Here is a 12,890-nt window from a genome sequence, read left to right as displayed (position 1 = left end):
TGCGTCTCGCTCGCGTCTGCCCTCTTCTGTTGGATCGCGTGTGCGGGCCGGTTGTGGCTGGTCGCGCAGTTCCTCGCGCCCCCAAGGGGCGCCCCCGGCTGAAAGTACGTTGCCATGGTTGCCGTTCCTGATCCTGAGTTGATCTCTCCGCGTTCGCCCCGTGTGTCCGCCGCGCGGCGGTTGGCGAAGCGGAACTTCCGGGGGAAGGACCGGCTGTTCCTGGCCGAGGGGCCCCAGGCGGTCCGCGAGGCGGCCGCGCACCGCGGGGCGCACGGCGCCACCCTCGTCGAGCTCTTCGCCACCGCCGACGCCGCCGAGCGGTACGCCGGCATCATCGAGGACGCCCGCGCGGCCGGAGCCCGGGTGCACCTCGCCGCGGACACCGTGATCGCCGACATCTCCACGACCGTCACCCCCCAGGGCCTCGTCGGCGTCTGCCGGTTCCTCGACACCCCCTTCGACGACATCGTCCGGGCGCGGCCCGCGCTGGTCGCCGTCCTCGCGCACGTGCGGGACCCGGGGAACGCCGGAACCGTGCTGCGCTGCGCGGACGCCGCGGGGGCCGAGGCCGTGGTGCTCACCGACGCGTCCGTCGACCTGTACAACCCCAAGGCGGTACGGGCGTCCGTGGGATCGCTGTTCCATCTGCCGGTCGCCGTCGGCGTACCCGTGGAAGCGGCCGTACGGGGGCTGAAGGACGCCGGGGTGCGGATCCTCGCGGCGGATGGCGCGGGCACGGACGACCTCGACGCCGAGCTAGACAAGGGCACCATGGGCGGGCCCACCGCCTGGGTCTTCGGCAACGAGGCGTGGGGGCTGCCGGAGGAGACGCGCGCGCTGGCGGATGCCGTCGTGCGCGTGCCGATCCACGGGAGGGCCGAAAGTCTGAACCTCGCGACCGCCGCGGCCGTATGCCTGTATGCGTCGGCCCGTGCACAGCGCGCCTCCGGAGGGTGCCGTTCCGTCACCGAGAGCTAGTAGGGTGACGGGCTCGGGGGCCCACTGCGCCGAAGGAGAGGTGGGGAGCGGGGATGGGTGTCGGCACCAGCAGAACACTCGGGACACGGGACGCGCGCGGTGCGCCGGCGCCCCGGCGCGGTGATCTGACCGGGCTCGGCATCGACCCCGACGACCTGCCCGACGGCCTCGTGGTCGCCGACGAGAGCGGCCGCGTCATCTGCTTCAACGCTGCCGCGGCCCGCATCACCGCCGTGCCCGCCGCCGACGCGCTCGGGCGCCGCCTGGAGACGGCCCTGCCCCTGGAGGATCTCGAAGGCCGGCGCTGGTGGCAGCTCACCGACCCTTACGGCGGCCTCGCCATCCGCGTCGGACAACCGGAGCGGAACCTGCTGCTCCCCGGCGGACGCGAAGTCCTGGTCTCCGCGCGCTACCTCCGCAGCCACCCCACGGGACCGGTCCGCCGCGTGATCGTCTCGCTGCGCGACACCGAGGCCCGCCGCCGCACCGAGCGCAGCCACGCCGAGCTGATCGCCACGGTCGCGCACGAGCTGCGCTCCCCGCTCACCTCCGTCAAGGGCTTCACCGCCACCCTCCTGGCCAAGTGGGAGCGGTTCACCGACGACCAGAAGAAGCTGATGCTGGAGACGGTGGACGCCGACGCCAACCGGGTCACCCGGCTGATCGCCGAGCTGCTCGACATCTCCCGCATCGACTCGGGGCGCCTGGAGGTGCGCCGCCAGCCGGTCGACATCGGCGCCGCCGTCGGCCGGCACATTCAGGCCTATGTCGCCGCGGGCCAGCCCGCCGACCGCTTCCTGCTGCGCATGCAGCAGCCGCTGCCCGCGCTGTGGGCGGACCCCGACAAGGTCGACCAGGTCCTCAGCAACCTGCTGGAAAACGCCGTGCGTCACGGCGAGGGAACCGTCACCATTGACGTCACGCCCGCGCCGTCCGCGCGCGAGCGCGAACCAGCAGAGAGCGCCGCGAACGCTGCGCACCCCGCCACGTCGGTCACCGTGAGCGACGAGGGCCCCGGCATCCCGGAGGAGTCCATGAACCGCGTCTTCACCCGCTTCTGGCGGGGCAGCAAGCGCGGCGGCACCGGCCTCGGGCTGTACATCGTCAAGGGCATCGTCGAGGCCCACGGCGGCACCATCACGGTCGGCCGCGCCCCCGGCGGCGGCGCCGAATTCCGATTTACGTTGCCCGTGGGCACCCCGGCGTATCTCCAGTAACGCCGAAGAGGACCCACGGGCGCACCTGCTCGGGACACCACCCCCGGACGGCCCCGTCCGGGACGCACCCCCACCCCCGTTAGACTCGGTCTTTGGCACCTTTGCGTCCCCGTTCAGGGACGACGCGGCCCCCGGGTCGGCCCGAGTCGAACGCGGGGACCCTCAGCCAGCCAACCGGAAGCACGGGAAGAGATGTCGGCACCGAATAAGTCGTACGACCCTGTAGAGGTCGAGGCCTTGAAACCGGAAGAGATCGAGCGCATGCGGGACGAGGCGCTCGCCGCCTTCGCGGCCGCCGGCGACCTCGACGCGCTCCAGGAGGCCAAGGTCGCCCACACCGGCGGCACCTCGCCGCTGGCGCTCGCCAACCGCGAGATCGGCGCCCTGCCCCCGCACGCCAAGGCCGAGGCCGGCAAGCGCGTGGGCCAGGCCCGCGGCGCGGTCAACAAGGCGTTCGCCGGCCGCCAGGCCGAGCTGGAGGCCGAGCGCGACGCCCGGGTGCTGGTCGAGGAGGCGGTGGACGTCACCCTGCCGTACGACCGGGTGCCGTCCGGCGCCCGGCACCCGCTGACCACCATGATGGAGCGGGTCGCCGACGTCTTCGTGTCCATGGGGTACGAGATCGCCGAGGGTCCCGAGGTCGAGGCGGAGTGGTTCAACTTCGACGCCCTGAACTTCACGCCCGACCACCCGGCCCGGCAGATGCAGGACACCTTCTTCGTCCAGGGCCCGGGGGGCGCCGAGGGCGACGGCGAGTCCGGCGTCGTGCTGCGTACGCACACCTCGCCCGTGCAGGCCCGCGCCATGCTCGACCGCGAGCCGCCCGTCTACGTCGTGGCCCCCGGCCGCGTCTACCGCACGGACGAGCTGGACGCCACGCACACCCCGGTCTTCCACCAGATCGAGCTGCTGGCCATCGACGAGGGCCTGACCATGGCCGATCTGAAGGGCACCCTCGACCACATGGTCCAGGCTCTCTTCGGCGCGGACATGAAGACCCGGCTGAGGCCGAACTACTTCCCCTTCACCGAGCCGTCCGCCGAGATGGACATGCTCTGCTACGTGTGCAAGGGCGAGTCCGTCGGCAACCCCGACCGCCCCTGCCGCACCTGCTCCAGCGAGGGCTGGATCGAGCTCGGCGGCTGCGGCATGGTCAACCCGCGCGTCCTCGTCGCCTGCGGCGTGGACCCGGAGAAGTACAGCGGATTCGCCTTCGGGTTCGGCATCGAGCGGATGCTGATGTTCCGCCACAACGTCGAAGACATGAGAGACATGGTCGAGGGTGACATCCGGTTCACCCGGCCGTTCGGGATGGAGATCTGATGCGGGTCCCGCTTTCCTGGCTGCGGGAGTACGTCGACCTCCCCGCCACCGAGACCGGCCGTGACGTGCAGGCCAAGCTGATTTCGGCCGGCCTGGAGGTCGAGACCGTCGAACAGCTCGGTGCCGACCTCAAGGGTCCGCTCGTCGTCGGCCAGGTGCTGACCATCGAGGAGCTGGAGGGCTTCAAGAAGCCGATCCGCTTCTGCACCGTCGACGTCGGCACCGCCAACGGCACCGGCGAGCCGCAGGAGATCGTCTGCGGCGCCCGTAACTTCGCCGTCGGCGACAAGGTCGTCGTGGTGCTGCCCGGCGCCGTCCTGCCCGGCAACTTCGCGATCGCCGCGCGCAAGACCTACGGCAAGACCTCGCACGGCATGATCTGCTCGTCCGACGAGCTGGGCATGGGCGACGACGGCACCAAGGGCATCATCGTGCTGCCGCCCGAGCACGAGGTGGGCACCGACGCCATCGAGCTGCTCCAGCTCGTCGACGAGGTCCTCGACATCGCCGTCACCCCCGACCGGGGCTACGCCCTGTCGCTGCGCGGTGTCGCCCGCGAGACCGCCACCGCGTACGGCCTGCCGCTGCGCGACCCGGCGCTGCTCGACGTCCCCGCGCCGAACGCCTTCGGCTACCCGGTGAAGATCGCCGAGCCGCGGGGCTGCGACCGGTTCACCGCGCGCACCGTCACCGGGCTGGACCCCGACGCGCGCTCCCCGATCTGGCTCAAGCGCCGCCTCCAGAAGGCCGGCATGCGCCCGATCTCGCTCGCCGTCGACATCACCAACTACGTGATGCTCGAGCTGGGCCAGCCCCTGCACGCCTACGACCGCGCCCGCATCCAGGGCCCGATCGGCGTCCGCCGGGCCGAGCCGGGCGAGAAGCTGACCACCCTCGACGGTGCCGAGCGCACGCTCGACGCCGAGGACCTGGTGATCACCGACGACCGCGGGCCCATCGGCCTCGCGGGCGTCATGGGCGGCGCCGACACCGAGATCGCCGACCACGGCGCCGAGGACGGGGCCACCACCTCGGTCGTCGTCGAGGCCGCGCACTTCGACCAGATCTCGATCGCCCGCACCGCCCGCCGGCACAAGCTGTCCTCCGAGGCGTCCCGGCGCTTCGAGCGCGGCGTCGACCCGCAGGCCGCGTCCGCCGCGGCGCAGCGCACGGTCGACCTGCTGGTCCTGCTCGCCGGCGGCACCGCCGACGCCGGGGTCACCGAGGTCATCGCGCCGTCCGCGCCGCACACCCTCACCATCCCGGCCGACCACCCTGACAAGGTCGCGGGCGTCGCCTACGGCCGCGAGACGGTCGTACGCCGTCTCCAGCAGGTCGGCTGCGACGTGTACGGACAGGACGAGCTGATCGTCACCGTCCCGTCCTGGCGCCCGGACCTGCGCGACCCGAACGACCTCGCGGAGGAGGTCATCCGGCTCGAGGGCTACGAGAACCTGCCCTCCACGCTGCCCAGGCCGCCCGCCGGCCGGGGCCTGACCGGCCGGCAGGTGCTGCACCGCCGCGCCGGCCGCGTGCTGGCCGGCGCCGGCTACGTCGAGGCGCCGAACTACCCGTTCCTCGGCGAGCAGGTCTTCGACCAGTTCGGCCTTGCCGCCGACGACCCGCAGCGCCGCGTGGTCAAGCTGGTCAACCCGCTCTCCGACGAGGAGCCCGCGCTCCGTACGACGCTGCTGCCGGGCCTGCTCGGCGCGCTGCGCCGCAACGACGGCCGGGGCAGCCACGACCTCGCGCTCTTCGAGACGGGCCTGGTCTTCCAGCCGCGTGAGGAGTCGAGCGTCGCCGGGCGGCTGCCCGTCGACCGCCGCCCCACCGAGGAGGAGATCGCGTCGCTGACCGCCGCGCTCCCCGCCCAGCCCCGGCACGCCGCCGTCGTCCTCGCGGGCGCCCGCGAGCAGGCCGGCTGGTGGGGCAAGGGCCGCCCGGCGGACTGGGCCGACGCGATCGAGGCCGCGCGGACCCTGGCCCGCGAGGCGGGCGCCGAACTGCGCGTGCGCACCGGCCAGCAGGCGCCCTGGCACCCGGGCCGCTGCGCCGAGCTGTCCGTGGTGATCGACGGCGCCGAGCGGGTCATCGGGTACGCCGGTGAGCTGCACCCCGGTGCCGTGAAGACCCTGGGCCTGCCTGCGCGCACCTGCGCGATGGAGCTGGACCTGGACGCGCTCCAGGCGGCGAGCGCCGGAGTGCCCGTCGCCCCGCGGATCTCCGCCTTCCCGGTGGCCACGCAGGACGTCGCGCTGGTCGTCGAGAAGTTCGTCCCGCACGCGGACGTCGAGGCGGCGCTGCGCGAGGGCGCCGGTGAACTCCTGGAGTCCGTCCGGCTCTTCGACGTCTACGCCAGCGAGCAGCTCGGCGAGGGCAAGAAGTCCCTGGCGTACGCGCTGCGGTTCCGCGCGTCCGACCGCACCCTGACCGTCGACGAGGCCACCGCGGCCCGTGACGCGGCCGTCGCGCTGGCGGCCGAGCGCACCGGGGCGGTGCTGCGCGGGGCCTGAGCGTCCTGACGTGTTCGACGCGGTGAGGGGCTTCTCCGGGTGACCGGAGGGGCCCCTCACTCGTTCGGGTGGCACTTGCGGATGATCGGGCCGGGACCGGGGCGGGCCCCGACAGAATCGGACCGGTCCCGGGTCCGTCGGACGCCCGTGGGCCGTTCTGCGCGGGCGGGGCCTGATGGGGGGCCGGCGGCATGATCCTTACCAAGACCAGGGGCACCGACGGGCCGGAGCCACGGGCGCGACGGCGAGGGACGCGGCGGACGGCGTTCCCGGCCCGGTCGAGCGCGGCGGAGCTGCGGGCCCGTCTGGTCCGGGCGGTCCGCAGGGCCGACCGGCAGAGCCTGCGGCGCGTGGTGGCGGCGGGACTCCCGATCGTGTGGGGCGCGATCGCGATCACGTACAAACTGGCCTGTCCGCTGGCGCAGCGGAACGGGATCGAGGCCAGGGTCGTCACCAGCGCCGTGTTCTTCGTGGTCGGCACCGGTCTGATCCTCCAGGTCAGGCACGCGCTGCTGCGGGAGCTGCGGCAGATCCGGAAGATCGCGGGCGCCGCGCAGGACGTCGTACTGCGCCCGCTGCCGCCGTGGATCGACGGGCTGAGCGTCGCCGCGACCCAGCTCTCCGCGGACCGCGGCGCCATCCTCGGCGGCGACCTGTACGAGGCGATCGCGACCGAGTACGGCGTCCGCGTGATCATGGGTGATGTGCGCGGGCACGGCCTCGGCGCCATCGGCACGGTCGCCGCCGTGCTCGGCAGCTTCCGCGAGGCCGTGCACGACGAACCGGACCTCGGCCGGGTGCTGCTGCGCCTGGAGCGGGCGCTGGCCCGGCACCTGCGCGAGCGCGCCAGGGCCGAGCATCCGGCGGAGGGCGCGGACCCGGAGGGCCCGTTCGCCGAGGAGTTCGTCACCGTGCTGCTCCTGGAGATCCGTGCCGACGGCGAGATGCGCGCCCTCAACTGTGCGCACCCCTGGCCCTATCTGCTGCGCGGCGGTATCGGACCGGTGGGGGAGCGCGGCGAGGTGGTGCCGCTGTCCACCGGCGAACCGATGCCGCCGCTCGGTCCTTTCCCGCTGCCGGCGGAGCTGTCCGACACCGCGTACGGGCCGCTGCTGCCCGGCGACGCGCTGGTGCTGCACACCGACGGCGTCGAGGACGCGCGCGACGCGCACGGCCGGTTCTTCCCGCTGCCCGCCGCCCTCGGTGAGGCCGTGCGCGCCGCGCCGGTCCCGGCCGAGGCCGTGCTGAGCACCGTCTTCGCCGGACTGCTGCGGCACACCCGCGGCCGCCCCACCGACGACGTGGCCCTGCTGATCCTGCGCAACGACCGCCCGTGCCGCAGACACGGCGAACCCGTGGGACATCAGGTCCGGCCGCGCTGAGCGTCCGGGGCCGGGCGGCGCCGTCCGCCCCGCCAGGGAGTGCAGGCGGCCGGGCGGACGGCGCGGGGGCGGGCCGCCGCACTGTACGAGGGGGAGCCGGCGGCCCGGCCGGCCTCTTGCGAGGCATTTCAGTCAATCGACCGGCACCCCCGCGCAACAGCGCGCGAACTGCTGGGATTCGGGCATTCCGATCACACCCCGTGTGAAGCCGTCCGTATTACGCTGGCTACACCGAGCCACCGGAGGGCAGTCATGCAGCCCAACACCCTGCTCGACGCGATCCTCGACGAGGCCGGGATCTCCCACGCGGGACTCGCGGCGCACGTCAACCAGGCGGGCCGGGCACGCGGCATCGCCCTGAGGTACGAACACACCGCCGTCGCGCGGTGGTTGAAAGGCCAGCGGCCCCGGGGCCAGGTGCCCGACCTGATCTGCGAGGTGCTCGCCATCCGGTTGCACCGGCCCGTCACGCTCGACGACATCGGCCTCGGCGTCCCGGGCGAACCGTCCGCGCCGCACGGGACCTCGCTCTCCGGCTTCGTCGAGCGCGCCACCGCCCTGTGGCGCTCCGACGAGCAGCAGCGCCCGCACATCCTCGGCGCCCCGGCCGTCACGGGCACGCCGGCCGTGATGCCGGTCTGGGAATGGGAGAACCCGCCCGAGGACGTGGACGTCTCGCGCGGCGGCCGGCACCACGTCAGCGAGGCCGACATCGAGATGCTGCGCGCCGCCCGCGCCCACTACGAGCAGATGTACCGCAAGACCGGCGGCATCGCGACCCGCACCCGGATCGTCGGCTTCCTCAACTCCGAGACGGCGCCGCTGCTGCGCGGCGGCTACACCGACGCCACCGGGCGCCAACTGCACCGCGCCACCGGCGGCCTGGTCGCCGTCGCCGGTATCTGCGCCTACGACTCCGACGCGCACGGACTCGCCCAGCGCTACTTCCACCAGGCGCTGCGGCTCGCCAAGGCCAGCGGGGACCGGGGCCTCGGGGCCTACGTCATAGCCCTGCTGGTCAACCAGTCGCTGTTCATGCGGGAGTACCGGCAGGCCGTCGCGTTCGCCGAGGCAGCGCTGCGCGCCGCGGGCCGGCACATCACCCCCGCGCTCGCCTCCGACCTCTACGCGATGCAGGCCAAGGCGTACGCGCATCTCGGCGACGGCAGCAGCGCGCTGTCCTGCATCCGGCGGGCCGAGCAGGCCGCGGAGCGCATCCGGCGCGGTTACGAGCCGGACGAGACCGGCTATGTCCAGCCAGGCCTGGTCAACGTCCAGGTGGCGGAGGCGCTGTTGAGCCTCGGTGACCTGGGGGCCGCGGCGGAGCACGCGGTGGCCGCGGTGGACACCCCGGCGCACGACCGGGGGCGGGTGCACCGGCTCGCCATGCTCAGCCAGATCGAGCTGCGCCAGGGCAACGCGGAGAAGGCGGTCGCGACCGCCGTGCAGATGGCCGAGCAGGCGCGCGGGATGGAGTCCCAGCGGCTGCGCGACAGATTGCGCGCGGTGCGCGAGCACCTGGTGGCCAGCGGGTGCGCCGGCACCGCGGAGGCCGCCGAACTCATCGACGGGGCACTGCGCGTACCGCTGTGACACCCCCCACGCACGGATCCGTGGGCACGCCCCGCCCGGGCCGTCGTCCGCGCTAGCCAGAGGCGCTCGTCATCCGCCCCGTGACCAGGCCGGCCGTGCCGGTCCCCGGGCCCGTCCCCGCGCGCGTTCGCGCCTGCCGCCGCGCCGTGAGCGCACCACTGTGAGCCTGCTGTGAGGTCGCTCCTACTGCGATATTGCCATCTACTCGGCGGAAGGTGGCAGAACCGTGCAGTGGACGAAACAGAACGAACAGACTGTGTATGCAAACCGCTGGTTCAGCGTCAATCTCGCGGATGTGGAGCTGCCGGACGGGCGGCACCTCGATCACTTCTTAATCCGGCTGCGGCCCGTGGCCGTGGCCACCGTGGTGAACGAGGCCAACGAGGTGCTGCTGCTCTGGCGGCACCGTTTCATCACCGACAGCTGGGGGTGGGAGCTCCCGGCGGGCGTCGTCGAGGACGGCGAGGACATCGCCGTCGCGGCGGCCCGCGAACTGGAGGAGGAGACCGGCTGGCGGCCGGGACCTCTGCGCCATCTGATGAGCGTTGAGCCCTCGAACGGGCTCACCGACGCGCGGCACCACATCTACTGGGCCGACGAAGGCACGTACATCGGACACCCCGTGGACGACTTCGAGTCCGACCGCCGGGAATGGGTTCCCTTGAAGCTTGTTCCCGACATGGTCGCCCGCGGTGAGGTCCCGGCCGCCAACATGGCGGCCGCACTGCTCCTGCTGCACCATCTGCGGCTCGGGCAGGACGCCTAGCCCTGAATCTCCCCCCACGGCGTCCTCGGGCCCGGGCCCTGTGTCGTCGTACCGGCGTCGTCGCCCCTCGGGCCGGTGCCGGTCCGGCGGCCCGGGCCTAGTTGCCGAAGGCCTGCCAGAACGCCACGACGAGTGCGCCCACGGCCGTCAGGGCCGCGACGGCCGGCAAGGGCCAGCGGGAGTGTTCCATCGCGATGACGCGTGAGCTGAGGTCATCGACTTCCTTCGCGGTTTCTTCTGCCCGGTGATTGAGCAGAGCCAGTCCTCCCTCGACGCGGGCATGCGCCACGTCGAGGCGGCGACGTAACTCTGCGAGTTCCCCTTGGACCACGCGATGCTCGGGGTCGGCGGTCACGTATCCGCTCCTTTCCGTAGTCGTCGCATGCTTCGCATGCGCACGGAAAGTCAACCGGCCTGGTAGGCGTGTGGGGAGCGTGTGCGAAAGGCATATGCGTGCCCGCCGCGCACACGGTGTGTGAATACCGCGAACCCGGCACGCCAACGCCGACGGAGCCCGCACGGGGCCCGAATCTCACGGAGTGTGACGAGAGGAGCCGTTCTCAGGCATACGTGTAGAAGCCCGACCCGGTCTTGCGGCCGAGGCGTCCCGCGTCGACCATGCGCTGGAGCAGCGGGGGAGCGGCGTACAGCGGCTCCTTGTACTCCTCGTACATCGAGTGCGCGATCGAGGCGACCGTGTCGAGGCCGATCAGGTCGGTCAGCTTGAGCGGGCCCATCGGGTGGGCGCAGCCCAGCTCCATGCCGTTGTCGATGTCCTCGCGGCCCGCGATGCCCGACTCGAACATCCGGATCGCCGACAGGAGATAGGGGATCAGCAGCGCGTTGACCACGAAGCCCGAGCGGTCCTGGGCGCGGATCGCGTGCTTGCCGAGGATCTTCTCGACCAGCGCCTGGGCCCGGCTGAGGGTGCCCTCGGAGGTGGTCAGCGCGGGGATCAGCTCGACCAGCCGCTGCACCGGCGCCGGGTTGAAGAAGTGGATGCCGATGACCTGGTCGGGGCGCGACGTGGCGACGGCGAGCTTCACCAGCGGGATCGAGGAGGTGTTGGAGGCGAGGATCGCGTCCGGGCGGACCATCACCTGGTCGAGGACCTGGAAGATCTCGGTCTTGACCTGCTCGTTCTCGACCACGGCCTCGATCACCAGGTCGCGGTCGGCGAACTCGCCGAGGTCCGTGGTGAAGCTCAGCCGGTCCTGGGTCTCCGTCAGCTCGTCCGCGGTGATCTTCCCGCGCTCGGCCGCCTTGGAGAGGGAGTTGAACAGGCGGGTACGGCCGATCTCCAGCGCCTCGCCGGTGGTCTCCGCGACCCTGACGTCGAGACCGGCGCGGGCGCACACCTCGGCGATGCCCGCTCCCATCTGGCCGCAGCCCACCACTCCGACGCGTTCGATGTCGGTCACATCGTCCCTTTCGCTGTTCACGGACCCGGCGGGCGACCGCCCCGCGGCGCCCGCTCCGACCGAGCACGTTACTCCGGAAGTCCGCCCGATCGATCGTCCGGGTCGGGCATGCTGTGGCGCAGGGACGATCCGTGACCGGGCGGATCCGCAGGGTGTGGGGGTGTGTACGCATGACACGGATGACACGGCGGGCGTTCGCGGTGGCCGCCGCGGCGGCACTGTCGGGGCTCACCATGGCGGGGGACGCGGCGGCGTCCCCGGGTACGGGCGGCAGCGCCGGGGGGCGGGGGCGAAGAAGCGGCGAGCTGCGCGGCATGTGGCTGGCGACGGTCGCCAACCGCGACTGGCCGTCACGGCCGGGCCTGACCGCCGCCGAGCAGCGGGCCGAACTCCTCGCCCATCTGGACACGGCGGTGCGCCGCCGTCTCAACACGGTGATCTTCCAGGTGCGCCCCACGGCGGACGCGCTGTGGCCCTCGCCGTACGAGCCCTGGTCGCAGTACCTGACCGGTGTCCAGGGCCAGGACCCCGGCTGGGATCCGCTGGGTACGGCCGTCGCCGAGGCGCACGCCCGCGGGCTCGAACTGCACGCCTGGTTCAACCCGTACCGGATCGCCAACCACACCGACCCGACCAGGCTCGTCGCCTCCCATCCGGCGCGGCTGCATCCTGAGTGGGTCGTGCCGTACGGCGGGAAGCTCTACTACAACCCGGGCCTGCCCGAGGTCCGCGCCTTCGTCGAGGACGCGATGCTCGACGCCGTACGGAAGTATCCGATCGACGCCGTGCACTGGGACGACTACTTCTATCCGTATCCGGTCGCGGGGCAGGTCTTCGACGACGACGCGGCCTACGCGGCGCACGGCGGCGGCTTCCCCGACCGGGCGGCCTGGCGGCGCGACAACATCGACCGGCTGGTGCGGGAGACGGCCGCCCGGGTCAAGCGGATCCGCCCCTCCGTCCAGTTCGGGATAAGCCCCTTCGGCGTGTGGCGCAACGAGGCGACCGACCCGCTCGGCTCGGACACCAGAGCCGGCGTGCAGACCTATGACGACCTGTACGCGGACACCCGGAAATGGGTGCGGGAGCGGACCGTCGACTACATCTGCCCGCAGGTGTACTGGAACATCGGGTTCGAGGCGGCCGACTACGCGAAGCTGGTGCCGTGGTGGGCGGAGGCCGCCCGGGGGACGGGTGTGCGCCTCTACATCGGCGAGGCGCTGTACAAGGCCGGCGACCCGGCGCAGCCCGCGGCCTGGCAGGACCCCGCGGAGCTGTCCCGGCACCTCACCTTCGCCAAGGACTGGCCGCAGGTGCGCGGGCACGTCTTCTTCTCGGCGAAGGAGGTGGGCGAGGACCGGATCGGCGCGATGGCCCGGGTGGTCGCCGACCACTACCGGCGGCGGGCGAGGCCGCCGCGCTGAGCGGCCCCGTACCCCGGCTCTTCCCTGTGCGGGACCGGCGCCGCTACGCGGGCGCTTCCTTGTGGCGGATCTCGGAGTCGGGGCCCGGTGACATCACTGCCTCGTGTCCGTCCTCGAAGCGCACGCGGTACGGGGGAGTGCCGCCCGCACCCATGACCTCGGTGATCTCGCCGACCTTGTCGTGCTGGCCGACGATCCTGCCGTGCGTCACCAACTGGTCGCCCACGGTTGCACGCATCTTGGAGGGCCTCCTCTCGCACGTGCGGATCCAGC

General features: G+C 72.7%; 11 protein-coding genes. 8 read left to right on the top strand and 3 right to left on the bottom strand.

What is annotated here, in order from left to right:
• Positions 1 to 114: 114 nt before the first annotated feature.
• The 7 genes from ACFV6E_RS06370 to ACFV6E_RS06340 all read left to right on the top strand — a co-directional run bounded on the left by ACFV6E_RS06370 (position 115) and on the right by ACFV6E_RS06340 (position 9,772).
• Positions 115 to 978 (top strand): TrmH family RNA methyltransferase, encoded by an 864-nt coding sequence (locus tag ACFV6E_RS06370; protein ID WP_385167489.1) that lies wholly within the window; start codon positions 115 to 117, stop codon positions 976 to 978.
• Between the two features lie 53 nt (positions 979 to 1,031).
• A complete protein-coding gene (locus ACFV6E_RS06365) occupies positions 1,032 to 2,195 on the top strand; it encodes an ATP-binding protein (protein WP_385459671.1) in 1,164 nt (387 codons plus the stop codon).
• A 192-nt stretch (positions 2,196 to 2,387) separates the two neighbouring features.
• Positions 2,388 to 3,518, top strand: coding sequence for a phenylalanine--tRNA ligase subunit alpha (gene pheS, locus ACFV6E_RS06360; protein WP_385167485.1), 1,131 nt, complete (start codon positions 2,388 to 2,390; stop codon positions 3,516 to 3,518).
• Positions 3,518 to 6,031, top strand: coding sequence for a phenylalanine--tRNA ligase subunit beta (pheT, locus tag ACFV6E_RS06355; protein ID WP_385167483.1), 2,514 nt, complete (start codon positions 3,518 to 3,520; stop codon positions 6,029 to 6,031). Before pheS ends, pheT begins: the two co-directional genes overlap by 1 nt.
• Positions 6,032 to 6,222: 191 nt before the next feature.
• Complete coding sequence (locus ACFV6E_RS06350) at positions 6,223 to 7,413, top strand: PP2C family protein-serine/threonine phosphatase (protein WP_385167482.1); 1,191 nt, start codon at positions 6,223 to 6,225, stop codon at positions 7,411 to 7,413.
• Between the two features lie 252 nt (positions 7,414 to 7,665).
• Positions 7,666 to 9,006: a transcriptional regulator gene (locus ACFV6E_RS06345; RefSeq protein ID WP_385167481.1), complete on the top strand. Its 1,341-nt coding sequence runs from the start codon at positions 7,666 to 7,668 to the stop codon at positions 9,004 to 9,006.
• A gap of 226 nt (positions 9,007 to 9,232) precedes the next feature.
• Positions 9,233 to 9,772, top strand: a complete 540-nt coding sequence (locus ACFV6E_RS06340) for an NUDIX hydrolase (protein WP_385167480.1) — start codon at positions 9,233 to 9,235, stop codon at positions 9,770 to 9,772.
• 97 nt (positions 9,773 to 9,869) lie between these two features.
• On the opposite strand, the gene ACFV6E_RS06335 is transcribed toward ACFV6E_RS06340, so the two are convergent.
• Positions 9,870 to 10,127 (bottom strand): hypothetical protein, encoded by a 258-nt coding sequence (locus ACFV6E_RS06335; protein ID WP_385167478.1) that lies wholly within the window; start codon positions 10,125 to 10,127, stop codon positions 9,870 to 9,872.
• 205 nt (positions 10,128 to 10,332) lie between these two features.
• Positions 10,333 to 11,193 carry a 3-hydroxybutyryl-CoA dehydrogenase gene (locus tag ACFV6E_RS06330; protein WP_385459669.1) on the bottom strand — a complete coding sequence of 287 codons (861 nt, stop codon included), beginning with the start codon at positions 11,191 to 11,193 and terminating at the stop codon, positions 10,333 to 10,335.
• 170 nt (positions 11,194 to 11,363) lie between these two features.
• Here ACFV6E_RS06330 and ACFV6E_RS06325 point away from each other — a divergent pair, with 170 nt between their 5' ends.
• Complete coding sequence (locus ACFV6E_RS06325; RefSeq protein WP_385459667.1) at positions 11,364 to 12,617, top strand: glycoside hydrolase family 10 protein; 1,254 nt, start codon at positions 11,364 to 11,366, stop codon at positions 12,615 to 12,617.
• Positions 12,618 to 12,660: 43 nt separating this feature from the next.
• On the opposite strand, the gene ACFV6E_RS06320 is transcribed toward ACFV6E_RS06325, so the two are convergent.
• Entirely contained in the window at positions 12,661 to 12,855 is a 195-nt protein-coding gene (locus ACFV6E_RS06320; protein ID WP_385167473.1) for a DUF1918 domain-containing protein, read from the bottom strand.
• Between the last annotated feature and the right edge of the window lie 35 nt (positions 12,856 to 12,890).

Origin of the sequence: Streptomyces sp. NPDC059785, from assembly GCF_042732375.1 — a bacterium.
Classification (GTDB): Bacteria; Actinomycetota; Actinomycetes; order Streptomycetales; family Streptomycetaceae; genus Streptomyces.
The sequence above is the reverse complement of the archived record's forward strand: the minus strand, read 5'-3'. Positions and strand labels throughout refer to the sequence as shown.